This window comes from Actinoplanes sp. NBC_00393 (genome assembly GCF_036053395.1).
Lineage (GTDB): Bacteria > Actinomycetota > Actinomycetes > Mycobacteriales > Micromonosporaceae > Actinoplanes.
The window spans coordinates 6,209,990-6,235,639 of the sequence record NZ_CP107942.1; the positions used below are offsets into that span (position 1 = coordinate 6,209,990).

Consider the following 25,650-nt stretch of genomic DNA (forward strand, 5'->3'; position numbering starts at 1 on the left):
AGCAAGCGAATGCCAGCCTGAGTCCATGACGCAGACTCAGGATGCTCCCGCTTCGGCCCGCACCCGCACCTTCAGCTGGAGCGACCCGACCGAGCACGCCGCGCTGCTCGGCCGGCGCAGCGGCCTCGAGATGCTCCAGGCGATGTCGGCCGGTGAGCTCCCCCCGCCGCCGATCATGCACCTGATCGACGCGGCCGGCATGCGCGCCGAGGAGGGCAGCGTCACCCTCGAGCTGGAGCCGCAGGAGTTCCACTACAACCCGCTCGGCACCGTGCACGGCGGCGTGATCTCCACCCTGCTCGACACCGCCGCCGCCTGCTCCGTGCACAGCACCCTGCCGGCAGGCGTCGGCTACACCAGCATGGACCTCAACGTGAAGTTCCTGCGCGCCGTCACCGTCGACTCCGGCCGCCTGACCTGCACCGGCACCGTCCTGCAGCGCGGCCGGCGCACCGCCCTGGCCGAGGCCCGCCTCACCGACGCCGCCGGCCGGCTGATCGCCCACGCCACCTCGAGCTGCCTGCTCTTCGAGCTGCCCACCGCCTGACCTCCTCCCGCCTTTCCTCCGTTACTACTTCCTTCGCGCTCCCCTTCCTCCTTCGCGCTCACTTCCCTGCTTCGCGCTCGCGGAAGCAGCCGCGAGAGCCAGCCAGTCCCGCCCAGCTGACGCTCAGCGTCGCTTCCCGAGCGCGGAAGCAACCGTGAGAGCCAGCCAGTCCCGCCCGGCTGACGCTCAGCGTCGCTTCCCGAGCGCGGAAGCAACCGTGAGAGCCAGCCAGTCCCGCCCAGCTGACGCTCAGCGTCGCTTCCCGAGCGCGGAAGCAACCGTGAGAGCCAGCCAGTCCCGCCCAGCTGACGCTCAGCGTCGCTTCCCGAGCGCGGAAGCAGCCGTGAGAGCCAGCCAGTCCCGCCCGGCTGACGCTCAGCGTCGTTTCCTGCGCGCGGAAGCAACCGTGAGAGCCAGCCGGGCAGCCGAGATCCCCGCTACCCCGCCCGCGGCGATCTTGGGTGATGGGCCACGCTCGGCGGCGCACCGTTCCCGCGCAAGTTCACAAGATCGCGCAAGGGATTGGCGAGCAGGCAGCGAGCAGGCACGGGTGAGCGACAACCAGCGGGCAGCCGGCAGGCGACAGCCAGCGAGCGGCCGGCAGGCGACAGGCGACAGCCAGCGAGCAGCCGACAGGCGACAGCCAGCGAGCAGCCGACAGGCGACAGGCGACAGGCGACAGCGGTAGGCAACGAGCAGCGGGCGGGCAGCGAGCGTCAGCGGCCGCGCTGCTTGCGTGCCTCGCGCTTCTCCTCGAAGCGTGCGGCCTGATTCTCCAGGTCGCGCATCTGCGCGGCCAGCTCCTCGCGCGCCTTCTCCCCCTCGGCGCCCACATCCGTGCGATCCCACACGTTCCAGTGGCGCAGCACCGGCGCGAGCACCTCGTCGCGGTGCTGCCGCAGGTCGTAGATGCCGGCCAGGGCGATGGACAGCGCCTTGCGCCCGAAGCCCTCGATGTTGGCGCCGGGCATCTTGAAGCCGGCGGTGACGTCGGTGACCGCCCGCATCGCCTGATCGGGCGCGAGGTCGAAAGCCGCGGCGAGCAGGTTGCGGTAGAACACCATGTGCAGGTTCTCGTCGGCGGCGACCCGGGCGAGCAGCTGTTCGGCGACGGGATCGCCGGTGGCCCGGCCGGTGTTGCGGTGCGAGATGCGGGTGGCGAGTTCTTGAAACGCCACGTACGCCACCGAGTGCAGCACCTCGTCGGGGTGGTCGTTGGCGTAACCGGACTCCATGTGCACCATCCGGGCCCGCTCCAGAGCGACCGGGTCCACGGCGCGCGTCACGGTCAGGTAGTCGCGGATGGCGATCCCGTGCCGGCCTTCCTCGGCCGTCCACCGGTGCACCCAGGTCCCCCAGGCCCCGTCCCGGCCGAAGAGCGTGGCGATCTCATGGTGGTACGACGGCAGATTGTCCTCGGTGAGCAGATTGACGATCAGCGCGGTACGCGCCACATCCGGCAAATCCGAATCGTCCGGTCGCCAGGGCTCACCGCCGAGGAGACCGTCGAACGTGCGCCCTTCGCTCCACGGCACGTACTCGTGCGGGAACCACTCCTTGGCCAGGGCGAGATGCCGGTCGAGGTTGCTCGCCACCACCGGTTCGAGCTCGAGCAGAATTGCGGTCTGGTCCAGCGGCACCTGGTCAAGGTATCCGCTGGACCAGTGCGATGTCAGCCTGCTGTGACAACCGGGTGCAGGTCGGCGGCCGGCGGCTGCCAGGAAGCGGCGACCGCCTCGACCTGCTCACCGGAGCGGATGTCCTTCACGGTGTCCGGCTCGCCCGGGAACCACACGTACGGAATCCCGCGCCGGTCGGCGAACTGGATCTGCTTGCCGAACTTGGCCGCGGTCGGCGCCACCTCGGTCGGGATGCCCCGCCGGCGCAGCGCGGTGGCGATCCGCTCGCAGTCGGCCCGCTGCTCCTCGCTGGGCACCGCGACGACCACACAGGTCGGCACCGAACGGGAGACGCCCAGCGCGTTCTGCCCGAAGAGGATGCCGAGCAGCCGGGAGACACCGATCGAGATGCCGACGCCCGGGAAGCGGGTGTTGCCGACCGAGGCCAGGTTCTCGTAGCGGCCGCCGGAGCAGACCGAGCCGAACCGCTCGTACCCCCGCAGCTGGGTCTCGTAGACCGTGCCGGTGTAGTAGTCCAGCCCGCGGGCGATCTTCAGCTCGGCCCGCACGAGCCCGGGTGCGTGCTCCCCCGCCGTCTCGACGACCTGCAGCAACTCCTCCAAGCCCTCGTCGAGCAGCGGATCGGTCACACCGAGCGCTCGGACGCGGTCCACAAAAGAACCGTCGGATCCCGAAATTTCGGCCAACTTCAGACAGGCCGCCGCTTGCACATCCGAGGCGCCCACGGTTTCCGCCAGAAGAGCAGCCACCTTGTCCGGGCCGATCTTGTCCAGCTTGTCGACCGTACGCAGCACCTGTGCCGTGTCGGAAAGGCCCAGGCCGCGGTAGAAGCCCTCGCAGACCTTGCGGTTGTTGACCTGGATGACCGCCGGTGGAATCGGCAGCGACTTGAACACGTCGCCGATCACCAGCGGCATCTCGGTGTCGAAGTGGAACGGCAGGGTGTCCCGGTTCACCACGTCGATGTCGGCCTGCAGGAACTCGCGGTAGCGGCCCTCCTGCGGCCGCTCACCGCGCCACACCTTCTGGATCTGGTAGCGGCGGAAGGGGAACTGCAGCTTCCCGTGGTTCTCCACGACGAACCGTGCGAACGGGACGGTCAGATCGAAGTGCAGGCCGAGCTGATCCTCTTTCTTGGAGAGGTCGTCCTCCTGCAGGCGGCGCAGAAGGTACACCTCCTTGGAAGTCTCGCCCTTGGAGAGCAGCGTTTCCACCGGCTCGACCGCACGCGTCTCCAGCGGGGCGAAACCGTAGAGCTCGAACGTGGAGCGGATCTTGTCGAGCACGAACTGCTCGATCATGCGCTGCGGCGGCAGCCACTCAGGAAAACCGGAAATAGGCACAATTTCTCCAGGAAGATCAGAAGCCGCGGCCGGGCGCGGCGGTCAGCTCCCGCAGGTACGGGTTGGACGCGCGCTCACGGCCGATGGTGGTGGCCGGTCCGTGGCCGGGCAGCACGACGGTGTCGTCGGCCAGCGGCAGGATCTTGTCCCGCAGGCTGGTCATCATCGTCGGGGTGCTGCCACCCGGCAGGTCGGTGCGCCCGATGGATCCCGCGAAGAGCACGTCCCCGGAGAAGCAGATCTCCTCGGCTTCGAACGAGGGCGTGCCGGGCAGGCGGAACAGCACCGACCCGCCGGTATGGCCGGGAGCGTGATCGACAGTCACCTCGAGGCCCGCGAGCGAGAGCACGGCGCCGTCGGTCAGCTCGGCCACGTCGTCGGGTTCCGAATACTCCAGGCGGCCGCCGAAGATCTGGTTGAGGTCGGCACTCAGACCCTTCGACGGGTCGGCGAGCATCTCCAGGTCGGCAGGGTGCACATATGCCGTGATGCCGCGCGCGCCGCAGACCGGCGCCACCGAGAAGGTGTGGTCCAGGTGCCCGTGCGTGAGCAGCACCGCGGCCGGAGACAAGCGGTGTTGGGCCAGCACCTCGTCCAGCTGGTCGAGCACGCCGATGCCCGGATCGACGATCAGGCACTGCTCGCCCGGACCGGCGGCCACCACATAGCAGTTGGTGCCGAAGGCCTCGGCCGGAAAGCCGGTGACGAGCACAGTGACGACCTCTCCGAGATGGGTCCGAATCGTAACGAGCCTAGCCGGACCTCCGCACACCACTTTCTCAGGAGGTACCCGTACACTCTTGCGGGCGTGAGGCGTGCCGCACCCCTTGACAGGCACAAGATCCTCTCTGATCCGGGTAAGGGAAGGACAGCTTTCGGTGGCTCCCAGCAAGGACCGGCAGCGCAAGCTCGCGCGCGCGAAATATGACCGGCAACTGGCCCGCCGGGCCGAGCGAGAGCGCCGCCGCCGCCGGATCTGGGCCGGTGTCGGCACCGGCCTCGCGCTGGTGCTGGTCGTCGCCGGTGGCGCCTGGATCGGCGGCGCCTTCGACAGCGACGACTCCACCGAGACCACCGCCGGTGACGTCTGCCTCTGGACCCCGCAGAACGCGACGGCCAACACCGACCTCAAGGAGGTCGGCACCCCGCCCACCAAGGACCTGCCGGAGACCGGCACGGAGACGATGACGGTCACCACCGACAAGGGTGCGCCGATCGTCGCGAGCCTCGACGTGGCCAGCGCCCCGTGTGCGGCCGCGAGCTTCTCGTTCCTGGCCGGCAAGTCGTTCTTCGACAACACCGAGTGCCACGAGATCACCGCCGACGGCGCGCTGCGCTGCGGTGACCCGAGCGGCACCGGCAACGGCGGCCCGACGTACAGCTTCTATGACGAGAACGTTCCGGCGCCCGCCCCGAGCGCCTCCGCTGCTCCGAGCGCGCCGGTGACCTACCCCAAGGGCACGGTGGCGCTGGTCGGCAACCCACCCGGCAGCAACAGCAGCCAGTTCCTCCTCTTCTTCAAGGACTTCAGCCCGGCCGAGCCGATCTACCCGATCATCGGCCAGGTGACCAGCGGTCTGGACACGCTGACCAAGATCTCCAAGATCGCCACGGTGGAGAACGCCACCGGCGACAAGGTGAAGCCCAAGGAGAAGATCACTATCCAGAGTCTGACCGTCGGTGCGGCCGCTGCCTCCGCGGCCCCGTCGGCCAGCACCGAGTCGTGAGTTCGTGATGGCAGAGACCAGCAGCAGCAGGGAGAACACCGTGTCGTCGATCAAGGACCGGCAGCGCGCGGCAGCGCGTGCCCGGCTCGAGAAGGAGATGGCCGAGCGCGCGACGGCCGCCAAGAAGCGCCGTCGCCAGCAGGCGATCATCGGCTCGGCGCTCGGCGTTGTCGTGATCGCCGGCGCGGCCGTCTGGATCGTCAACGTGCTGAACAAGGACGAGGACAAGGCGGGCAGCCCCACCGCCCAGGCCGGCACCGTCGCCTGCACCTGGACCCCATCCGACGAGGCGAGCGGCGGCAAGGTCAAGGACGTCGGCCTCCCGCCGGCGAACGTGCCGAACGTGGGCACCAGCACGCTGACCCTCGACACCAGCCTGGGCCCGATCGAGGCGACCATCGACCTCACCAAGGCGCCCTGCACCGGCGCGAGCTACAAGCACCTGGCGTCGAAGAACTTCCTCGACAACTCCAAGTGCCACCGGCTGGTCAACGAGGCGTCGTTCAAGATCCTGCAGTGCGGTGACCCGTTCGCCACCGGCAAGGGCTGGCGCGAGACCGACGGCCAGGGCGGCCCGAGCTACACCATGGCCGAGGAGAACCTGCCGACCGACACCGCGAAGCCGTACCCCGCCGGCTCCATCGCGATGGCCAACACCGGCCAGCCCGGCAGCACCGGCAGCCAGTTCTTCATCGTCTCCGAGGACACCCAGCTCAACCCGTCCTACACGCTGCTCGGCACCATCACCAAGGGCCTCGACATCGTGAAGGACGTGGTCAAGGCCGGCGACGACGGCGCCTTCGCGCAGTCCGCCGGCGGCGGCCACCCCAAGAAGGAACTCACGATCAAGACCATGACGGTCTCCTGATCCAGGTAGCAGAAAAGGGCGGCCCCGGCAGGGGTCGCCCTTTTTCCTGCATTGGTACGACAGAGCCGCGGCCACCCACCGGCCCGGGGCCGCAGCGCGGCCTCCGGGCTGATGCGGTGGTCAGGCGCCCGAGGTCACCCGGTAGGCGTCGAAGACACCGTCGACCTTCCGGACCGCGGCGACGAGGTGACCGAGGTGCTTCGGGTCGGCCATCTCGAACGTGAACCGGCTGACCGCCACCCGGTCGCGGGTCGTGGTGACCGTCGCGGACAGGATGTTCACCCGCTCCTCGGAGAGCACCCGGGTCACGTCGGCCAGCAGCTTGTGCCGGTCGAGCGCCTCCACCTGGATCGCCACCAGGAACGTGGACGCCGACGTCGGCTTCCAGCTGACCTCGACCACCCGCTCGTTCTGCTCGCGCAGGTCCTGGGCGTTGGCGCAGTCCTCCCGGTGCACGCTCACCCCGCCGGAGCGGGTGACGAACCCGAAGACGGCGTCGCCCGGCACCGGCGTGCAGCAGCGGGCCAGTTTCACCCAGACGTCCGAGACGCCCTTCACCACCACGCCCGGGTCCTGCGCGGTGCTGCGGTTGCGCGGCGGCCGGGTCGCGACGGCGGTCTCGGCGATGTCCTCGACCGCGCCCTCCTCGCCACCGAAGCCGGCGACGAGCTTGGCCACCACCGACTGGGCGGAGACCGCGTTCTCCCCCACCGCCGCGTACAGCGAGGCCACGTCGGCCAGGTGCAGGTCACGCGCGATCGTGGTGAGGTTCTCCCCGGTCAGCATGCGCTGCAGCGGCAGGCCCTGCTTGCGCATCGCCTTGACGATCGCGTCCTTGCCCTCCTCGATCGCCTCCTCGCGGCGCTCCTTGTTGAAGAACTGCCGGATCTTCGTACGGGCGCGCGGGCTCTTCACGAAGCCGAGCCAGTCCTGCGTCGGACCGGCCGTCGCCGACTTGGACGTGAAGATCTCGATCACGTCGCCGTTGGAGAGCGTCGACTCCAGCGGCACCAGCTTGCCGTTGACCCGCGCGCCGATGCACTTGTGCCCGACCTCGGTGTGCACCGCGTACGCGAAGTCGACCGGGGTGGAGCCGGTGGGCAGCGGGATCACGTCGCCCTTCGGCGTGAAGACGTAGACCTCCTGGCTGGAGAGGTCGAACCGCAACGCGTCCAGGAACTCGGACGGGTCGCTCGCCTCGCGCTGCCAGTCGAGCAGCTGCCGCAGCCAGGTCATCTCGTCGATGTGCGCCGGCGGGCCGACGATCGTCGCGCCCTTCTGCTCCTTGTACTTCCAGTGCGCGGCGATGCCGAACTCGGCGGTCCGGTGCATCGCGAACGTCCGGATCTGCATCTCGACCGGCTTGCCGGTGGGGCCGATGACCGTCGTGTGCAACGACTGGTACATGTTGAATTTCGGCATCGCGATGTAGTCCTTGAACCGGCCCGGCACCGGCTGCCAGTTCGCGTGGATGACGCCCAGCGCGGCGTAACAGTCGCGGACCGTGTCGACCAGGATGCGGACGCCGACCAGGTCGTAGATGTCGTTGAAGTCCCGGCCCCGCACGATCATCTTCTGATAGATCGAGTACAGGTGCTTGGGGCGGCCGGTCACCTCGGCCTTGATCTTCGCCGACTTGAGGTCCAGCTGGACCCGGTTGGTCACCTGGCGCAGCAGCGCCTCACGCTGCGGCTGGTGCTCCCCGATCAGGCGGTTGATCTCCTCGAACCGCTTGGGGAAGAGGGTGCCGAAGGCCAGATCCTCCAGCTCCCACTTGATCGTGTTCATACCGAGGCGATGGGCCAGCGGCGCCAGGATCTCCAGCGTCTCCTTGGCCTTCTGCTCCTGCTTGGCACGCGGGAGGAAGGTCAGCGTACGCATGTTGTGCAGCCGGTCGGCCAGCTTGATCACAAGCACCCGCGGGTCCTTGGCCATCGCCACGACCATCTTGCGGATCGTCTCGGCCTTCGCCGCATCGCCCAGTTTCACCCGGTCGAGCTTTGTCACGCCGTCGACCAGCAGCGCCACCTCGGCGCCGAAGTCGTTGCGCATGTTCTCCAGCGAGTAGTCGGTGTCCTCGATCGTGTCGTGCAGCAGCGCCGCCACCAGCGTGGTGGTGTCCATCCCGAGGTTGGCCAGGATCGTGGCCACCGCGAGCGGATGCGTGATGTACGGATCGCCGGACTTGCGATACTGCCCGGAGTGCCAGCGGGCGGCGACGTCGAACGCCTTCTGCAGGGCGCGGGCATCCGCCTTGGGGTGACTGGCCCGGTGCGTCGCGATCAGCGGCTCGAGGACCTCACTGACCTGCGTGCTCTGCCAGGGCGCGTTGAACCGGGCGAGCCGGGCCCGGACCCGGCGCCCGGTCGGGGCGCTGGCCAGGCCGAAGCTGCTGGGCTCATCCGCGGGCGAGAGCGGCTGGGTCGTCTCGATGTCGCCGACGGGCACCGCCGGCCGCGGGCCGGCCTGCTCGTCGGAGCGGACCTGTTCGCCGGGCGTCGCCTCGCCCGAGCCGGTCCGCGAGTTCTGGGTCGGTTGCACCGTGCCCTCCGCCCGAGGGGCGACGTCGCTGGCCACCGGCCTCCTCACGCCTTCGCCGGATTGGTGATTCGCACCAGGGATCGGTTCCTTGGAACGCCCATCGTACCCGCACCGCCTCACCGAATGTCCCGGCCGAACCTCCTAATAAGCAGGCCTGACCGGGCGAAGAACATCGAAGCTGGATCAAACGGTCAGCAGCGCGTGCACACTGCGAGGTCGCAGCCGGTCCCGGGCGTTCAGGAAGCCCAGCTCCATCAGGACCGTGAACCCGGAAACCGTACCGCCGGCCTTCTCGACCAGGTCCAGCGTCGCCGCCGCGGTGCCGCCGGTGGCGAGCACGTCGTCGACCACCAGGACCCGCTGCCCGGCTACGAACGCGCCCTCGTGCACCTCCAGGGTGGCCTGGCCGTACTCGAGGTCGTACGAGGCGGAGAAGGCGGGACGCGGCAGCTTGCCGGCCTTGCGCACCGGGACCACCCCGACCCCGGTGGCGTACGCGATCGCGGCGGCCACCACGAACCCGCGGGCCTCCACGCCGGCCACCACGTCGAACGAGTCCGCCCCGTGGTGCGCGACGATCCCGTCGACGACCTTCCGGAAGGTCGGGCCGTCACCGAAGAGCGGCATCAGGTCCTTGAAGAGGATCCCCGGCTTCGGGAAATCCGGCACATCGACCGTGCCGCTCGCGACCAGGGCGGCCAGTTCCGGTCCGCTGTCCCCGGTCACCGTGTTGTTCTCGGTAGTCACGGCGGACAGCCTAGTGCCGGGCCGACCCCGGGCATGCAAACGGCCCGCCACCGAGGGTGGCGGGCCGTTCGTGCTACGTCAGCGCCGCTTGCCGCTGGGCCGGTTGCCGGCCCCGCCACCCCGGTTCGAGGTGTTGCGCTTGGCCGTCGGCCGGGCGCCCGGGCGCGGCGTGCTGCTGCCGGCCAGGACCCCGACCTCGTCGGACTCGGTCGCGTTGGCCGGGCGGGTGCGCTCGGCACGCGGGGCCACGTCGCCGGAGCGCTGCGCCCGCCGGGCCAGCACCCGGGCGTTGTGCGCCTTGATCTTCGGCTCCTGGTCCTTCAGCGCGCTCAGCACCGGCGCGGCGAACACGATCGAGGAGATCACGCCGAAGCCCATGCCGACGAAGAGCACCAGGCCGAGGTCCTTCAGCGTGCCCGCCCCGAGGAAGCCGGCGCCGATGAAGAGCAGACCACCGACCGGCAGCAGCGCCACCAGACCGGTGTTCAGCGACCGCATCAGGGTCTGGTTGACCGCCAGGTTGGTCGCCTCGGCATAGGTACGGGTACTGCCCGCCGTGATGCCGCGGGTGTTCTCCTGGACCTTGTCGAAGACGACGACCACGTCGTACAGCGAGTAACCCAGGATCGTCAGGAAGCCGATCACCGTGGACGGGGTGACCTCGAAACCGACCAGCGAATACACACCGGCCGTCATCAACAGGTCGAACATCAGCGAGGCGAGCGCCGCCACCGCCATCCGCCACTCGAACCGGACGATCAGGTAGGCGACCACCAGCACCAGGAAGATCACCAGACCGAGGATGGCCTTCTCGGTGACCGCGTCACCCCAGGCCGACGAGACCTGGTTGTCACTCACGTCGTCGGCGCTGACCCCGAGATCCTGGACCAGCGCGGCCTTGGCCTCCTCGGCCTCCGCCGCGGTGAGCGCCGAGGCGCGCACCTTGTAGCTGGCGCTGTCGCCGGTGCCGACCTGCTGCGCCGCGTGGACCTCGGCCTCCGGGTCCACCGAGGTGACGGCCCGCTCGACGGCCTGCTCGGCCTCCTCCTGGGTCAGGTCCCCCTCAGCGGTGGCGACCGGCACGGTGAACGAGGTGCCACCGGCGAACTCGATGCCGAGCTCGAAGCCACGGATGATGAAGCTGCCGATCGAGACCGCGATCAGCGCGGCCGCGATGGTGAACCAGAGCTTGCGGCGACCGACGATGTTGAGGTTCGCCTCGCCCTGGTACAGGCGGGTGGCAAGACCGGGACGGGCCATGTCAGGCCTCCTTCACGCGCGAGGAGGTGGGCTCCTCGGACTGGGTGCGCAGGACACGGCCCAGGCCGCTGACCCGCGGCGACATGAACGCCTTGGTGTTGGCGAACATCGTCATGATCGGGTGACGGAAGAGGAAGACCACCAGCAGGTCGAGCACCACCGAGAGGCCCATCGCGAACGCGAAGCCCTGCACCGCGCCGATCGAGACGACGTACAGCACCACCGCACAGAGAATGGTGATCATGTTGGCCGAGATGATCGTCCGCCGGGCCCGCTGCCAGGCTCGTGGCACCGCGGAGCGTGGCGTCCGGCCCTCGTGGATCTCGTCCTTCAACCTCTCGAAGTAGATGACGAACGAGTCGGCGGCGACACCGAGCGACACGATGAAACCGGCGATACCGGCCAGGGTCAGAGTGAAGCCCATCGTCCGGCCGAGGAACACCAGCGCGCCGAAGGTGAGCAGCGCGGAGAGCCCCAGGCTCAGGAAGATCACCGTGCCGAGCAGGCGGTAGTAGAAGAACGAGTAGATCGCCACCAGCGCGAGACCGATCGCGGCGGCGAGCAGACCCGCCTCGAGCTGCTGGATACCGAGGGTGGCGGAGACCGTCTCCATCGGGCCGGCCTCGAAGTTGACCGGGATCGCGCCGAACTTCAGCTTGTCGGCGAGCTCCTTGGCGGTGGCCGCGTTGAAGTCACCGGTGATCTGCGACTGGCCGCTCAGCACGCCCTGGATCTCCGGCGCGGAGATGACCTCCTTGTCCAGGACCACCGCGACGGCGCAGTGCTGGCTCGCGCCGATCTGGGTCGCCGCCGTGTAGCAGGGGTCGGCGCTGGTCGCGTTGAACGCCTTGCGGGTGAGCTCGGTCCACTTGCTCTGGCCGGCGCTCTTGAAGTCCAGCGAGACGACCCACTGGCCGGTGGTCTGGTCCAGCTGCGGGGTCGCGTCGGCGATGTCGTCACCGATCACCTCGGCCTTGTCCAACAGCACCTTGGCGCCCGAGTAGCACGCCACGACCTCGGCGTTCGGGTCGTCGATCGCGCCGTTGGGCCGCTGGTTGAGCTGGTCACAGCTGATCGTCGGAACGTTGTACTGCATCTTCGCCGGCAGCACGTTGACCTCGGCGCCGCTGAGCGTGGAGAACTCCTTGAACGGCAGCCCGGCCTTCGTGTCGGTGGACAGGTCCACCGGGGCGGTCAGCTTCTCGGCCGCGGTCCAGGCCTTCGCGCCGATCTTCTTCTCGACGTCGGCGAGCAGCTTCTTGTTGTCCGCGCTCAGCGGAGCCGGAGCCGCAGCGGGCTCCGACGGGGCAGCGGCCGGCGCGGACGCGGCGGGCGACGGCTCGCCGCTCGGCGCCGGGGCGCCACCACCCTGGCCGCCGGTGGAGGCGGACGGCTTCGCGGTGGCCGCGGGGGCCGCGCCGCTGGCCGACGGGGCCGCCGCCGGCGCGGACGCGGACGGAGCCGCGCCGCTGGCGCTCGGCGTCGGAGCCGGCGGGTTCACCGCGGTCGCGGCGACGTCCCCGGTCACGCCGGTGAGCAGCCGGAACCGCATGTTCGCGGCCTGCGACAGGTCCTTGAGCTGGTCCTCGGCCTCACCGGCGAGCGAGACGACGATGGTGTTGTTGCCCTGGATCACGACCTCGGCCTCGGACACACCGAGAGCGTTGACCCGGCTCTCGATGATCTCCTGCGCGGTCTTCATCGCCTCCTGGGTCGGCACCCCGCCCTGCTGGGAGGCGATGTACGTGGCCTGCGTGCCACCGACCAGGTCGAGGCCCAGCTTCGGCTCCAGACGGTCGGTGAAGCTGCCCTTGGCCCCGCCGGCGAAGAAGACGGCAAGATACAGGACGACGAAGACCAGACCGAGCACGGCGAGTTGCCGTCCAGGATGCATCTGTCCCTGTGGTGGTCGTGCCACGGCGTTAGGTCTCCCTGTGCGTTCCGGCCGCGCGGCCGCGCGGCGCATTCTCCGTAGCCACCGTCGACGGTCGTACGGCGGCCTGACAGACCGACCCGCCGTGATGCCGCGGGCCGGTCCGGGGGGCGATTCGGTTCAGTCCTGCTTGTTCACGCGGTTCTCGACGACCGGGCTCTCCGGCTCCTCAACGACCGGCTCGACCTCGTCGGGCTCCGGAACGACATCGGTGGCCTTGCTGATCACGCGGGCGATCGCCGGGCGGGCGAACCGCACCTGGACGTCGGGCGCGACCTCAAGGACCACGACATCGGCCTCGGCCACTACAACAGTGCCGTGCAAACCGCCGATCGTGACGATTTCGTCGCCCGGTCCGAGCGTGTTCTGCATCTCCTGGGCCTCGCGGCGCCGCTTCTGCTGGGGGCGAATCATGACGAAATACATGAAGCCGAAGAGCAGGACGAGGATCAGCAGGAAGGAGAAATTGCCGCCGCTCGCTTGTTCAGCTGCCTGGACCACGAAGAAAGCCTTCCGTAAGCCGCCGGCGCGACGATGGGCGGGCGCCGGGGCGATATGCAGATTCCGGTTGGAACGGCGGCGAGTCTAATCGGTCAACCTTGAGATAACGAATGCGGCACACGTCACGTTCGCATCACGAGCGATATTCACGCGTCTCGGGCGAACAGGTCACCCTGGAAAACGCCCGGTCGGCCGTCCGTCGGCGGCGTTTTGCCCAAATGCGCCCAACCCGCCTCGGTGGCGACCCGGCCCCGGGGTGTCCGCGCCAGCAGACCTGCCCGGACCAGGAACGGCTCGCACACCTCCTCGACCGTGTCGGACTGCTCCCCCACGGCCACGGCCAGCGTCGACAGACCGACCGGGCCGCCCTTGAACGACTCGATCAGGGCCCGCAGCACGGCCCGGTCCAGCCGGTCCAGGCCGAGCGCATCGACGTCGTACACCTGCAGCGCGGCCCGGGCCACCTCCTCGGTGACCACACCGTCCGCGCGTACCTCGGCGAAGTCACGCACCCGGCGCAACAACCGGTTGGCGATCCGCGGCGTGCCGCGGGAGCGGCCGGCGATCTCCGCCGCGCCCTCCGGGGTGATCGGCACCCCCAGGATCCGCGCCGAGCGGTGCAGCAGCGCGTCCAGGTCCGCCGGGGAGTAGAAGTCCAGGTGGGCGACGAACCCGAACCGGTCCCGCATCGGCCCGGACAGCAGACCGGCCCGGGTGGTGGCGCCGACCAGCGTGAACGGCTCCACGTCCAGCGGGATCGCGGTGGCGCCCGGGCCCTTGCCGACCACCACGTCGACCCGGAAGTCCTCCATCGCGCTGTAGAGCAGCTCCTCGGCCGGCTTCGCGATGCGGTGGATCTCGTCGATGAACAGCACGTCACCCGGACCCAGGCCGGTCAGGATCGCGGCCAGATCCCCGGACCGCTCGATCACCGGGCCGCTGGTGGTCCGGATCCCGGTGCCGAGCTCCGCCGCGACGATGTTGGCCAGCGTCGTCTTGCCCAGGCCGGGCGGGCCGGAGAGCAGGATGTGATCGGGCGGGGTGCCCCGGCCCAGAGACGCCTTGAGCAGCAGTTCCAGCTGGTCACGGACCCGGTGCTGAGCGATGAAGTCGGCCAGCCGGCGGGGGCGGACACTGGCCTCGGCGTCCAGCTCCTCGTCACCGGCGAACGGCGAGACCAATTCCTCGCTCATCGGGTCTTGCCCAGCAGCCGGATCGCCTGGCGCAGCAGCACCGGAACCGGGGGCGCCTCACCGTCGATCGTCTCGCCGATCGCGGCGACCGCCTGATCGGCCTGCGCGGCGCTCCAGCCGAGCGCCAGCACGCCCTGCCGGACCTGCTCCTGCCAGGCGCCGTTGAGCACCCCGCCGGTGCCACCCGGACCGATCGCGACCGGCCCGATCTTGTCCTTGAGCTCGACGATCATCTTCTCGGCGCCGCGCTTGCCGATCCCGGGCACCTTCGTCAGGGCAGCCAGGTCACCGCCGCCGATCGCACGGCGTACCGCATCGGGGTGGTGAACCGCGAGCACTGCCTGCGCGATCCTCGGGCCCACCCCGTTGGCCGTCAGGAGCAGCTCGAAGAGCTGCCGTTCGTCGTCGTCGGCGAAACCGTAGAGGGTGAGCGAGTCCTCCCGCACGATCAGCGTGGTGGCGAGCCGGGCCTCGGCGCCGGTGCGCAGCCCGGCCAGGGTGTTCGGCGCGCAGAACAGCCGCATGCCGACGCCGCCGACCTCGACCACGGCACTGTCCGGAAGGATCGCGGTGACCACACCGCGCACACTGGCGATCATCGACTGCTCCTGCGGGCGGCCGCGAGCGCCGCGGCCTGGATCTTCGCGCGGGTGCCCCCGCGCCAAATGTGGCAGATGGCGATGGCGAGGGCGTCCGCCGCGTCGGCCGGTTTCGGCGGCGCGTCCAGGCTCAGCAGCCGGGTGACCATGGCGGTGACCTGCGCCTTGTCGGCGGTGCCCGACCCGGTCACGGCCGCCTTGACCTCACTCGGGGTGTACGTCTGCACCGGCAGCCCGGCCCGCGAGCCGGCCAGGATCGCGACCGCGCTGGCCTGCGCCGTGCCCATCACGGTCTGCGTGTTGTGCTGCGAGAACACCCGCTCCACGGCCACGCTCTCCGGCTTGTGCAGGGCGACCAGCTCGCTCAGCGAACGGTCCAGATGCAGCAGGCGGTGTGCGATGTCCTCGTCCGGCTCGCTGCGGACCACGTAGTACGCGACCAGCTTGCCCGGCCGTCCCGGCATCCCGTCGACGACGCCCACGCCGCACCGGGTCAGCCCCGGGTCGATGCCGAGCACGCGCACCACGGCCTCCCCTCGCGTACGTGTGTTCGACACCCTAATACGGCCACCACTTGCGCCCGCCGCCGACACGCCTCGACGATGGGGTCCGGGAGGTAGCCATGCACCTCATCCCACCGATGGACGACGAGCCGCCACCGGAGTACGTCGCCTTCGTCGCGGTCCGCCAGCGCGAGCTGCGCGGCGAGGCCGCACGCCTGGTCGGCGGCGATCCGAGCGCCGACGAGATCTACCTGAACCTGCTCACCGACGTGGCCGGGCACTGGCGCCGGCTGCGCTGGTGGGGCCGGCTCACCCGGTCCGACGCGGCCGGCGCCTACCTGCGGCGGCGCCTTCTCGCCCGCACGAAGCAGTGGCGCGAGGATCAGGTCTACGAGGTCGAGGTGCGCGTGTTGCGGCCGCAGACCGCGGTGGTCCCGCTGGTCACCTCGGGCGGCAGCATCGCACTGCGCAAGGCCGCAGTCCTTCCCGGTACGGCCAGAGCTTCCCTGGACGCCCTGGCCGACGCGGAGATCGCGTGGGTGCACGCGTGGCGGCGCAGCCAGTGGCGGCTGGTGGGGCTGCGGGTGCTGGCCGGCGTCCTGCTGATCGGCGGCCTGCTGCAGTACTTCTCCTGGCTGGGCAGCGTCGGCGCCTAGGACTTCTCCTGGCTGGGCAGCGCCGGCGCCTGGGCTCGGCAGCGCCGCCGCCCGGGGGTTGGCGACCCTGGCCGCCAACCCTCCCGGTCGCGCCGGTCAGGCGTCGATCGCCGCCATGACCTCGTCGGAGATGTCAGCGTTGGAGTAGATGTTCTGCACGTCGTCGCAGTCCTCGAGGACGTCGATCAGCTTGAACACCTTGCGGGCCGCCTCTTCGTCGAGCGGCACGTTCATGGTCGGCACCAGCGAGGACTCCGCCGAGTCGTAGTCGATGCCGGCGTTCTGCAGGGCGGTGCGGACCGCGACCAGGTCGGTCGGCTCGCTGACCACCTCGAACGAGTCACCCAGATCGTTGATCTCCTCGGCGCCGTCGTCGAGCACGGCGAGCATGACGTCGTCCTCGCTCAGCTCACCCTTCGGGACGATGATCACGCCCTTGCGGTTGAACAGGTACGACACGCTGCCGGCGTCGGCGAACGTGCCGCCGTTACGGGTCAGCCGGGTCCGCACCTCGGTGGCCGCGCGGTTCCGGTTGTCGGTGAGGCACTCGATCAGGATGGCGACACCGTTCGGGCCGTAACCCTCGTACATGATCGTCTGCCAGTCGGCGCCGCCGGCCTCCAGGCCGGAGCCGCGCTTGACCGCGCGATCGATGTTGTCGTTCGGAACCGACGACTTCTTCGCCTTCTGAATGGCGTCGTAGAGCGTGGGGTTGCCGGAGGGGTCACCACCGCCGGTCCGGGCCGCGACCTCGATGTTCTTGATCAGCTTCGCGAACATCTTGCCGCGCTTGGCGTCGATGACGGCCTTCTTGTGCTTGGTCGTCGCCCATTTGGAGTGGCCGGACATGCGTAACCTCCGTGTCTACCGTGCGGGTGCGGCCTGGCGGACCATCTCGACGAAGTACCGATGGACGCGAAGGTCACCGGTTAGCTCCGGGTGGAAAGCCGTGGCAAGCAGGTTGCCCTGCCGAACGGCGACAATCCTACCGGCGGCGGCACCGTCGGTGACGCGGCCCAGCACCCGCACGTCGGGACCGACCTCCTCGACCCACGGCGCCCGGATGAAGACGGCGTGGAACGGCTCGCCCTCGATGTCCTCGATCTCGACAGCGGCCTCGAACGAATCGACCTGCCGGCCGAACGCGTTGCGCCGCACCGTCATCTCGATGCCCTGGAACGACTCCTGGTCCGGCCGCCCGTCCAGCACGGTCGTGGCCAGCATGATCATGCCGGCGCAGGAGCCGTACACCGGCATGCCGTCGGCGATCCGCTTGCGGATCGGGTCGAGCAGGCCGAAGGTGACCGCCAGGTTGCTGATCGCGGTCGACTCGCCGCCCGGGATCACCAGAGCCTCGACGTCGGCGAGTTCCTCGGGCCGGCGGATCGGCCTCGCCAGCACATCCGACTCGGCCAGGGCAGCCAGGTGTTCGCGCACGTCGCCCTGCAGGGCCAGCACTCCGATGTTCACGTCACCCACTCTAGGCACGCGGTCTTCCCGCCTGTTGCGCGGCAGCCGCGGGGGCCACTTGAGAAGTCCGGCGGCGCGAACCCAACGGCAACCGAGCGGCGACCGGTCTGCACTCCGGGGGCCCCGGAACGGCCCGAACTGATGGGCATGACGGACACGATGGTGGTGGAGCTCGGACTGCAGGCCATGAGCGTTGCGGCGAAGATGTCGGCGCCGGTGCTGCTGACCGCCCTGGCGGTCGGATTCGCGATCTCGCTGTTCCAGTCGGTGACCCAGATCCAGGAGGCGACGCTCTCCTTCGTGCCGAAGGCGGTGGCGATCGGTGCGGCGCTGCTGCTCTGCGGCAACTGGATGCTGCGGGAGATGATGACGTACACGGAGCAGTTGTTCGAGAAGCTGCCGGCCCTGCTGGGCTGACCCGTACCAAGAAGGCCGTCCCTCGGGGCGGCCTTTTTCGTGTCTGGTTTCGCGTCCGGTTCGTGTCTGGTTTCGCGTCCGGCTCGCGTCCGGTTTCGTGTCCGGGTAAAGCAGGCCACCGGCAGGTCGATTGGCTATCGGAAGGGCCGTTGCAGCTTCGTAGGATCCCGTTTACCGACAACCCCGCACGAGGAGCCGAAACCCCATGTCTGAGAACCAGCCCGCCATCGGGACCGCCCGCGTCAAGCGCGGCATGGCGGAGATGCTCAAGGGCGGCGTGATCATGGACGTGGTCAACGCCGAGCAGGCGAAGATCGCCGAGGACGCCGGCGCCGTCGCGGTCATGGCCCTGGAGCGGGTGCCGGCCGACATCCGCGCGCAGGGCGGTGTGTCCCGGATGTCCGACCCCGACATGATCGACGGGATCATCAACGCGGTCTCCATCCCGGTGATGGCCAAGGCCCGCATCGGCCACTTCGTCGAGGCCCAGGTGCTGCAGTCGCTCGGCGTCGACTACGTGGACGAGTCCGAGGTGCTGACGCCCGCCGACTACGCCAACCACATCGACAAGTGGCAGTTCACCGTGCCGTTCGTCTGCGGCGCCACCAACCTGGGCGAGGCACTGCGCCGGATCACCGAGGGCGCGGCGATGATCCGCTCCAAGGGCGAGGCCGGCACCGGCGACGTCTCGAACGCCACCACCCACATGCGCAAGATCCGCGCCGAGATCCGCCGGCTGCAGACCCTGCCCGAGGACGAGCTGTACGTCGCCGCCAAGGAGCTGCAGGCCCCGTACGAGCTGGTCAAGGAGGTAGCAGAGGCCGGCAAGCTGCCGGTGGTGCTGTTCACCGCCGGCGGTATCGCCACCCCCGCCGACGCCGCCATGATGATGCAGCTCGGCGCCGAGGGCGTGTTCGTCGGCTCCGGCATCTTCAAGTCCGGCAACCCGGCCCAGCGCGCCGCCGCGATCGTCAAGGCCACCACGTTCCACGACGACCCCGACGTGATCGCCAAGGTCTCCCGCGGCCTGGGCGAGGCCATGGTCGGCATCAACGTCGAGGACGAGCCGGTCCCCCACCGCCTCTCCGAGCGCGGCTGGTAACGCCGGCATCCCAGGGCCCCGCCTCCCAGCGGGGCCCTTCCCACATGCGGCGCCTCCAGCCCTTCCGGGGCACGCACGACCCCGCCCCGCCCCGCCGAACGGTCGCCATGAGCGCGCGGCCACCGCCGAGCGTGGCAAACCGCCCAAGATCGGCGCGGTACGCGGCGGCGGGGAATCGGCTGGCCGGCTGGCTGTCAGGGCTGCTTCCGCAAGCGCGAAACGACACTGAGCGCCAGCCGGATGGAGAGCTGGGGGAGGGCTGGGCGGCCGCTGCCAGGGCTGCTTCCGCGGGGGCGACCGAAGGCTGGAGGTGAGCGCGACCGGGGGCCGGGGTGGGAGCGACCGGGGGCTGGCGGGTGAGCGACCGGGGCTGGGGGTGAGCGCGACTGAGGGCTGGGGGTGGGCGCGACCCGGGGCCGGGGTGGCGCGACTGAGGGCTGCGGGTGGGGCTGGGTGGTTAGACCGGGGCGGTGGGGAGGATGCCTTCGGGCGGGTGGGTGGGGGTGGGGACGACCACGGGTGGGAGGTCGGGGAGGACAGGTTCGACGATGTCGAAGTACTCCGGGCGAGGGTGGCGCCGGGTCAGGCCGAGCACCCGCACCAGCGGGCGGCGGCGGGCGCTGAGGGCGTCGCGTACCGAGTCGGTGTGTACCTGGCGGGCCAGCACGACCCGGCGGCTGGTGGCGATCAGCGTGCGGGCGGCGCCGTCGGCCGGGTTGAGGTCGACGTTCTGGAGCTGGCGGGTGAGGTCGTTCTCCGCGGTCTCGCGGTCGCCGGGTTCGGCGTCGAGCGCCAGCCGGGCGGCGGCGTAGAGCTCGACCGAGTCACCCTGTTCGGCGACGACGGCGGCCGCGGCCGCGCGGCGCATCAGATGCGCGTCCAGGGCGCGCTCGGCCGCTGCCGCCCGCAGATGCAGGCGCTCCACTCGCTGAGCGGTCCAGCCGAGGTACGCCGAGAAGATCGCGGCCAGCACGACGACTCCCACCACCCACCACATGCGGGGCATCGTAGTGCCGGAATGTGTCGAGCAGTTACGTGCCCTGACCGTGGTCGGCCCACTCGTCGTCGAGAACGCGCCCGTCGGTGGCCTCGATCGCGGTGGCGTAGACCTCCAGCACCCGGTTGGCCACGCTGGGCCAATCGAACGTCGCGACGACGGTACGAGCGCACGACGCCAGATCCGCCCGACGGTGTGGATCATCGAGCAGATCGCCGAGCAGTGTGGTGAGCGCCACCTGGTCACCGGTGGGGAAGAGGGCGCCGGCCCGCCCGCCGTCCAGCACCCGGCGGAACGCGTCCAGGTCGCTGGCGGCGATCGCGGCGCCGGCCGCCATCGCCTCGGTGAGGATCATGCCGAAGCTCTCGCCACCGGTGTTCGGCGCCACGTAGACGTCGACGCTGCGCAGCATCCGGGCCTTGTCCGCCTCGGAGACCAGGCCCAGGAACTCCACCCGGTCGTGCAACTCGGGCGGGATGTCGTCGTACAGCTCGTCGCGGTCGCCCGGGCCGGCCACGAGCAGGCGGAGCCCGGGTCGTTGCCGAGCGAGTGACACGTACGCCGTACGCAGCAGGGGGAAGCCCTTGCGAGGCTCGGTGAACCGGCCGAGGAAGCCCAGCGCACCGCCCTCGCCGGGCCATCCCGGCAAAGGCGCAGCCGAGGCGAACTTGGCGACCGCGACCCCGTTGGGGATCTCCACCGCGCCGCCGCCGAGGTGTTCGACGTGGACCTTGCGGGCCAGTTCGCTGACCGCGATCCGCGCGGTGATCTTCTCGACCACCGGCTGGACGAACGGCTGCGCGGCGGACAGGAACCGGGAGCGGGTCATCGCGGTGTGGAAGGTGGCGACGACCGGGCCGCGAGCGGAGAGGACGGCCAGGAAGGAGAGGCTGGGCGAGATCGGCTCGTGCACGTGCAGCACGTCGAACTGCCCCTTGGCCAGCCAGCGCCGCACCCGGGCCGTGGAGATCGGGCCGAAGGTGATCCGGGCGACCGAGCCGTTGTACGGCAGCGGGACGGCCCGCCCCGCCGGCACCACGTAGGGCGGCAGTTCGGCGTCGTCGTCGGCGGGCGCCAGGACGCTCACCTCGTGACCGAGACCGATCAGCGCCTCCGCCAGGTCCATGATGTGGTTCTGCACACCGCCCGGGACGTCGAACGAGTAGGGCGAGACGATCCCGATCCGCACGAATCCTCCTAGAGCCAGAGCTTCTGGAGCATGTGCCAGTCCTGCGGGTGGTCGGCGATGCCGGCCGCGAACGCGTCGGCGAGCTGCTGGGTGGTCTGTCTGACACGCTCGTCGAGCGGGCCCTCGGTGGGCGGGGTGATCGGCCGCATCTTCGCCATCGTGCGCTTCTCGTCGAACCACAGGTCGACCGCGAAGATCGGCGCGCCGGTGCGGATCGCCAGGATGGCCGGTCCGGCCGGCATCCGGGTACGCCCGCCGAAGAACTCCACCTCGACCCCGGCCCGGGACAGGTCCCGATCGGCGAGCAGCGGCACCACCCAGCCCTTGTTCAGGTGCTCGCTCAGCACGTCGAGCGGTGCGCGTTCGCCACCGGTGAGGGGCAACACCTTCATGCCGAGCTTTTCCCGGTACGCCAGGAACTGCTCGAACACCGCCTCGGGCTTGAGCCGCTCGGCGACGGTGATCATCGGCCAGTCGTGCGAGACCACCCACGCCCCGGCGACGTCCCAGTTCGCCACGTGCGGCAGCGCCAGCACCACCCCGTGACCGTCGGCGACCGCCTTCTTCAACTGCTGGTAGCTCTCCGGCAGCATGAAGAACCCGTCCAGGAACTGCTCGCGGGTCTGCGACGGCAGGCGGAACGCCTCCATCCAGTAGCGCGCGTAGGAGCGCAGCCCGTCGCGGACCAGGGTGTCCGGCATGTCCGGGCCGGCCACCTGCTGCAGGTTGCGCCGCAGCCGCTGGGTGCCCGGGCCGTTGGCTTTCCACGCCCGGTCGGCGACCGTGGTGAAGAGCTTGCGGGCGACCGGCAGCGGCAGCGCGCGGATCACCCGCCAGCCGGCCGCGTAACCGAGCTCGATCAGCCGGTCCTTCACGCCGCCGGTTCCTTGACGTCCGAGCGGGCCGCGCTGACCAGCCGCTGGAAGACGGTGAACAGCGACAGCGCGGCGAGCACGCAGAGCGCCGCGGGCAGGCCCCAGTCCAGGCCGGCCGCGCCGAGCAGGCCGCCGACACCGACGATGAGCAGCCGCTCGAGCCGCTCGGCGATCCCGACGTCGGCGTTGAGCCCGAGGCTCTGCGCGCGGGCCTTCACGTACGAGACGACCTGTCCGGCGACCAGGCTGATCAGGGCGGCGACGACGCCCCACCAGATGCCCTCGGTGGCCAGGTAGTAGGTGACCGCCCCGAACACGGCGCCGTCGGCGAGGCGGTCCATGGACGAGTCGAGGAGTGCCCCGAATTTCCCGTTACCACCCCGCATGCGGGCCATTGTGCCGTCCAGGGCATCGGTGAGCGCGCAGGCGGTTACGATCACCGTGCCCCAGAAGAGGTGGCCGAGGGCACCGAAGTAGGAGCCGATCAGCACCCCGACGGTGCCGGCGACGGTTACCGCGTTGGGTGTGACCCCGATGCGGAGCAGGAAGCGTGCGACCGGGTTGACGCCGTACGCGACGACGGCACGGGCCGTAGTTTGAACGATCTTTGCCATGGCCGTCTCACCATAACGGCGTGCGACCAGCGGTGGTACGGCCCAGGCCACTGGTTGGCCGTATCGTCACCATCCGGCACAGTTCGGAGCAGTGCCTGCCGCGCGGCGGAAAACCGAAGAAAAGCGGGGATGAGGGTCCTTGCGGCGGATACATGCCCGGGTGTGGGATTTGCAGAACAGCGGCGTAACGAACGGGAAACGACGGGAGCGCTCGGCATGGCGCAGAAGACTTCGGAGAAGGGAAATGCCGGCGCGTCCGCGCCGGTGGTGACAGACCCCGGCAGAGTACGCAACGTGGTGCTGGTGGGGCACTCGGGTTCCGGGAAGACGACCCTGGTCGAGGCGCTGCTCGCCGCCACGGGCACGATCCCGCGGGCGGGCACGGTCGCCGACGGCACCACGGTCACCGATCACGATCCGGCGGCGGTCCGCCAGCAGCGCTCGGTCGCGCTGGCCTGCGCACCGCTCATGCACGGCGACGTCAAGATCAATTTGTTGGACACCCCCGGCTACGCCGACTTCGTCGGGGAGCTTCGGGCCGGCCTGCGCGCGGCGGACGCCGCGCTCTTCGTCGTCTCCGCGGTGGACGGGGTGGACGACTCCACCACCGCGCTGTGGGACGAGTGCGCCGCGGTCGGCATGCCGCGGGCGGTGGCGATCACCCGGCTCGACCATCCGCGCGCCGATTACGAGGAGACCCTGCAGGACTGCCAGGAGGCGTTCGGCGAGAACGTGCTTCCCATCTACCAGCCGATGCTCGGCGACGACGGTCAGTCGATCGCCGGCCTGCTCGGGCTGGTCACGCTGCGAGTGCTGGACTATTCGCAGGGCTACCCGCCGCGGGCGGGCGAGGCCGAGCCGGAGCATCTGAACCCGATCGCCGACGACCGGAACACACTCATCGAGGGGATCATCGCCGAGAGCGAGGACGAGACCCTGATGGACCGGTATCTCGGCGGGGAGCTGATCAGCACCGAGGCGCTCGTACCGGACCTGGAGAAGGCGGTCGCGCGGGGCAACTTCTACCCGGTCATCCCGGTCTGTGCGGGCACCGGCGTCGGTCTGGACGCGCTGCTCGACGGCCTGGTCGGCGCCGCGCCGACGCCGCTGGAACATGAACTGCCGGTGGTCACCGGGGTGGACGGCTCACCGCGCCCGCCGCTGACCTGCGACCCGGACGGACCGTTGGTCGCCGAGGTGGTGCGCACCACGATCGACCGGCACGTCGGCCGGGTCTCGCTGGTCCGGGTCTTCTCCGGCACCCTGCGGCCGGACCAGACGCTGCACGTCTCCGGGCACGGCCTGGCCGAGCGCGGCCACCCCGACCACGACGCCGACGAGCGGGTGGCGCACGTCTACTCCCCGCTCGGCGCGCAGCTGCGCGAGGTCCCGCAGGCGATCGCCGGCGACCTCTGCGCGATCACCAAGTCCGGCAGCGCGGAGACCGGCGACACGCTCTCCAGCAAGGACAACCCGCTGCTGATGGCGCCGTGGACGATGCCCGAGCCGCTGCTGCCGATCGCGGTGGTGGCCAAGACCCGCTCCGACGAGGACAACCTGGCGAAGAACCTGGCCCGGCTGGTCGCCGGCGACCCCACGCTGCGCCTGGAGCGCAACCCGGAGACCCACCAGTTGGTGCTCTGGACGATGGGCGAGTCCCACGCCGACGTGGTGCTGGACCGGCTCCGCTCCGGCGGCGTCGAGCTGGACACCGAGCCGGTCAAGGTGGCGCTGCGGGAGACCTTCGGCGCCGCGGCGCAGGGTCACGGCCGGCACGTCAAGCAGTCCGGCGGCCACGGGCAGTACGCGGTCTGCGACATCCGCGTGGAGCCGCTGCCGCGCGGCGAGGGTTTCCAGTTCGTCGACAAGGTGGTCGGCGGCGCGGTGCCGCACAACTACATCCCGTCGGTGGAGAAGGGCGTCCGCGCCCAGCTGGAACGCGGTCTGGCCGCCGGCTACCCGGTGGTCGACCTGAAGGTCACGCTCTACGACGGCAAGGCGCACAGCGTGGACTCCTCCGACGCGGCCTTCCAGACGGCCGGCTCGCTGGCGCTGCGCGCCGCGGCCGAGAGCGGCCAGATCACGCTGCTGGAGCCGGTCGACGAGATCGAGGTACGGGTACCCGAGTCCTACGTCGGTGCGGTGATGAGTGACCTGTCCGGCCGGCGCGGACGGCCCCAGGGCAGCGAGTCCGGCGCGGCGGGCGAGGCCAGCACGGTGCGGGCCGAGGTGCCCGCCACCGAACTGGTCCGGTACGCCGTGGAGCTGCGCGCACTGACCTCCGGCACCGGCACGTTCACCCGCCGGTATCTGCGGCACGAGCCGATGCCCGCCCACCTGGCCGACGCGGTCCGCAAGGAGCACGCGGCGTCCAGGTAGGCCATGCCTTCAGAGGTGCCATGCCTTCAGAAAGGCCATGCCTTGGTGAACAGGTCGCGGGTATCGGTGAGCACCTGCGGCACCACCTTGGTCCGGCCGATCACCGGCATGAAGTTGGCGTCGCCGCCCCACCGGGGCACCACGTGCTGGTGCAGGTGGGCGGCGATGCCCGCGCCGGCGATCGCGCCCTGGTTCATCCCGATGTTGAAGCCGTGCGGACTGCTGGTGGAGCGGATCACCCGCATCGCCGTACGCGTGAACGCCGCCACCTCGACCGTCTCGTCCTCGGTGAGCTCGGTGTAGTCGGCGACGTGCCGATACGGGCAGATCAGCACGTGCCCGGGGTTGTACGGATACAGGTTCAGCACCGCGTAGACCAGGGTGCCCCGCGCCACGACCAGGCTGTCCGCCTCGGGCAGGCCGGGCGCCACGCAGAACGGGCAGCCGGCGGGCCGGTCGGCGCCGGAGATGTAGGTCATCCGGTGCGGCGTCCAGAGCCGCTCCAGGCCGTCCGGTTCGCCGGTCTCCGCCCGCTGCTCGTCCACGCAC

25 protein-coding genes are annotated in these 25,650 nt (G+C 70.2%); 7 read left to right on the forward strand and 18 right to left on the reverse strand.

The genetic code is table 11. The features are described from left to right. Positions 1–25 precede the first annotated feature (25 nt). The gene (locus OHA21_RS28900) at positions 26–547 is read left to right on the forward strand and encodes a PaaI family thioesterase (RefSeq protein ID WP_328460105.1); all 522 of its coding nucleotides are present in this window, start codon (positions 26–28) and stop codon (positions 545–547) included. A gap of 716 nt (positions 548–1,263) precedes the next feature. Here OHA21_RS28900 and OHA21_RS28905 read toward each other — a convergent pair. Genes OHA21_RS28905 through OHA21_RS28915 form a run of 3 tightly spaced genes read right to left on the reverse strand, consistent with a single transcriptional unit; the run spans position 1,264 to position 4,242 of the window. Then, on the reverse strand, positions 1,264–2,187 hold the full coding sequence (locus tag OHA21_RS28905) for an acyl-ACP desaturase (protein ID WP_328460107.1): 924 nt from the start codon (positions 2,185–2,187) through the stop codon (positions 1,264–1,266). Between the two features lie 32 nt (positions 2,188–2,219). Continuing rightward, the gene (gene hisS / locus OHA21_RS28910; protein WP_328460109.1) at positions 2,220–3,530 is read right to left on the reverse strand and encodes a histidine--tRNA ligase; all 1,311 of its coding nucleotides are present in this window, start codon (positions 3,528–3,530) and stop codon (positions 2,220–2,222) included. Positions 3,531–3,546: 16 nt separating this feature from the next. Next, the gene (locus OHA21_RS28915; protein ID WP_328460111.1) at positions 3,547–4,242 is read right to left on the reverse strand and encodes an MBL fold metallo-hydrolase; all 696 of its coding nucleotides are present in this window, start codon (positions 4,240–4,242) and stop codon (positions 3,547–3,549) included. A gap of 166 nt (positions 4,243–4,408) precedes the next feature. On the opposite strand from OHA21_RS28915, the gene OHA21_RS28920 reads away from it, so the two are divergent. Both OHA21_RS28920 and OHA21_RS28925 read left to right on the forward strand, forming a co-directional pair. Further along, positions 4,409–5,257, forward strand: coding sequence for a peptidylprolyl isomerase (locus tag OHA21_RS28920; RefSeq protein WP_328460113.1), 849 nt, complete (start codon positions 4,409–4,411; stop codon positions 5,255–5,257). A gap of 40 nt (positions 5,258–5,297) precedes the next feature. Beyond that, a complete protein-coding gene (locus OHA21_RS28925; protein WP_328478589.1) occupies positions 5,298–6,125 on the forward strand; it encodes a peptidylprolyl isomerase in 828 nt (275 codons plus the stop codon). Between the two features lie 120 nt (positions 6,126–6,245). On the opposite strand, the gene OHA21_RS28930 is transcribed toward OHA21_RS28925, so the two are convergent. The 8 genes from OHA21_RS28930 to ruvC all read right to left on the reverse strand — a co-directional run bounded on the left by OHA21_RS28930 (position 6,246) and on the right by ruvC (position 15,423). Next, entirely contained in the window at positions 6,246–8,702 is a 2,457-nt protein-coding gene (locus tag OHA21_RS28930) for a RelA/SpoT family protein (RefSeq protein WP_328460115.1), read from the reverse strand. A gap of 147 nt (positions 8,703–8,849) precedes the next feature. Continuing rightward, the gene (locus OHA21_RS28935) at positions 8,850–9,413 is read right to left on the reverse strand and encodes an adenine phosphoribosyltransferase (protein WP_328460117.1); all 564 of its coding nucleotides are present in this window, start codon (positions 9,411–9,413) and stop codon (positions 8,850–8,852) included. A gap of 78 nt (positions 9,414–9,491) precedes the next feature. Further along, entirely contained in the window at positions 9,492–10,673 is a 1,182-nt protein-coding gene (secF, locus tag OHA21_RS28940) for a protein translocase subunit SecF (protein ID WP_328460119.1), read from the reverse strand. A gap of 1 nt (position 10,674) precedes the next feature. Beyond that, the gene (gene secD / locus OHA21_RS28945; RefSeq protein WP_328478591.1) at positions 10,675–12,567 is read right to left on the reverse strand and encodes a protein translocase subunit SecD; all 1,893 of its coding nucleotides are present in this window, start codon (positions 12,565–12,567) and stop codon (positions 10,675–10,677) included. A gap of 159 nt (positions 12,568–12,726) precedes the next feature. Further along, positions 12,727–13,107, reverse strand: coding sequence for a preprotein translocase subunit YajC (gene yajC, locus OHA21_RS28950; RefSeq protein ID WP_328460121.1), 381 nt, complete (start codon positions 13,105–13,107; stop codon positions 12,727–12,729). Positions 13,108–13,253: 146 nt separating this feature from the next. Continuing rightward, positions 13,254–14,300, reverse strand: coding sequence for a Holliday junction branch migration DNA helicase RuvB (gene ruvB / locus OHA21_RS28955; RefSeq protein ID WP_328460123.1), 1,047 nt, complete (start codon positions 14,298–14,300; stop codon positions 13,254–13,256). Beyond that, a complete protein-coding gene (gene ruvA, locus OHA21_RS28960; RefSeq protein ID WP_328460125.1) occupies positions 14,297–14,899 on the reverse strand; it encodes a Holliday junction branch migration protein RuvA in 603 nt (200 codons plus the stop codon). The genes ruvB and ruvA overlap by 4 nt, the downstream gene beginning before the upstream one ends. Next, a complete protein-coding gene (gene ruvC / locus OHA21_RS28965; RefSeq protein ID WP_328478593.1) occupies positions 14,896–15,423 on the reverse strand; it encodes a crossover junction endodeoxyribonuclease RuvC in 528 nt (175 codons plus the stop codon). Before ruvC ends, ruvA begins: the two co-directional genes overlap by 4 nt. A gap of 98 nt (positions 15,424–15,521) precedes the next feature. On the opposite strand from ruvC, the gene OHA21_RS28970 reads away from it, so the two are divergent. After that, the gene (locus OHA21_RS28970; RefSeq protein WP_328460127.1) at positions 15,522–16,058 is read left to right on the forward strand and encodes a hypothetical protein; all 537 of its coding nucleotides are present in this window, start codon (positions 15,522–15,524) and stop codon (positions 16,056–16,058) included. Positions 16,059–16,154: 96 nt separating this feature from the next. Here OHA21_RS28970 and OHA21_RS28975 read toward each other — a convergent pair whose 3' ends face one another. Beyond that, complete coding sequence (locus OHA21_RS28975) at positions 16,155–16,907, reverse strand: YebC/PmpR family DNA-binding transcriptional regulator (RefSeq protein WP_328460129.1); 753 nt, start codon at positions 16,905–16,907, stop codon at positions 16,155–16,157. Between the two features lie 15 nt (positions 16,908–16,922). Beyond that, positions 16,923–17,528: a pyridoxal 5'-phosphate synthase glutaminase subunit PdxT gene (gene pdxT / locus OHA21_RS28980; protein ID WP_328460131.1), complete on the reverse strand. Its 606-nt coding sequence runs from the start codon at positions 17,526–17,528 to the stop codon at positions 16,923–16,925. A 147-nt stretch (positions 17,529–17,675) separates the two neighbouring features. On the opposite strand from pdxT, the gene fliQ reads away from it, so the two are divergent. After that, complete coding sequence (gene fliQ / locus OHA21_RS28985; protein WP_328460133.1) at positions 17,676–17,945, forward strand: flagellar biosynthesis protein FliQ; 270 nt, start codon at positions 17,676–17,678, stop codon at positions 17,943–17,945. A gap of 205 nt (positions 17,946–18,150) precedes the next feature. After that, complete coding sequence (gene pdxS / locus OHA21_RS28990; protein ID WP_328460135.1) at positions 18,151–19,047, forward strand: pyridoxal 5'-phosphate synthase lyase subunit PdxS; 897 nt, start codon at positions 18,151–18,153, stop codon at positions 19,045–19,047. Positions 19,048–19,504: 457 nt separating this feature from the next. Here the strand turns inward: pdxS and OHA21_RS28995 are convergent, their stop codons facing one another. From OHA21_RS28995 to pgsA, 4 genes are read right to left on the reverse strand one after another with little or no spacing between them, the layout of a single operon-like run. Continuing rightward, complete coding sequence (locus OHA21_RS28995) at positions 19,505–20,053, reverse strand: hypothetical protein (protein ID WP_328460137.1); 549 nt, start codon at positions 20,051–20,053, stop codon at positions 19,505–19,507. 25 nt (positions 20,054–20,078) lie between these two features. Then, positions 20,079–21,233, reverse strand: coding sequence for a glycosyltransferase family 4 protein (locus tag OHA21_RS29000; protein WP_328460139.1), 1,155 nt, complete (start codon positions 21,231–21,233; stop codon positions 20,079–20,081). 8 nt (positions 21,234–21,241) lie between these two features. Further along, a complete protein-coding gene (locus OHA21_RS29005) occupies positions 21,242–22,108 on the reverse strand; it encodes a phosphatidylinositol mannoside acyltransferase (RefSeq protein ID WP_328460141.1) in 867 nt (288 codons plus the stop codon). Next, positions 22,105–22,722, reverse strand: a complete 618-nt coding sequence (pgsA, locus tag OHA21_RS29010; RefSeq protein ID WP_328460143.1) for a phosphatidylinositol phosphate synthase — start codon at positions 22,720–22,722, stop codon at positions 22,105–22,107. The genes OHA21_RS29005 and pgsA overlap by 4 nt, the downstream gene beginning before the upstream one ends. 216 nt (positions 22,723–22,938) lie before the next feature. Between pgsA and OHA21_RS29015 the strand changes: the two genes are divergently transcribed. Next, on the forward strand, positions 22,939–25,101 hold the full coding sequence (locus OHA21_RS29015; protein ID WP_328460145.1) for an elongation factor G-like protein EF-G2: 2,163 nt from the start codon (positions 22,939–22,941) through the stop codon (positions 25,099–25,101). Positions 25,102–25,127: 26 nt separating this feature from the next. Here OHA21_RS29015 and OHA21_RS29020 read toward each other — a convergent pair whose 3' ends face one another. After that, on the reverse strand, positions 25,128–25,580 hold the full coding sequence (locus tag OHA21_RS29020; protein WP_328478595.1) for an HIT family protein: 453 nt from the start codon (positions 25,578–25,580) through the stop codon (positions 25,128–25,130). Between the last annotated feature and the right edge of the window lie 70 nt (positions 25,581–25,650).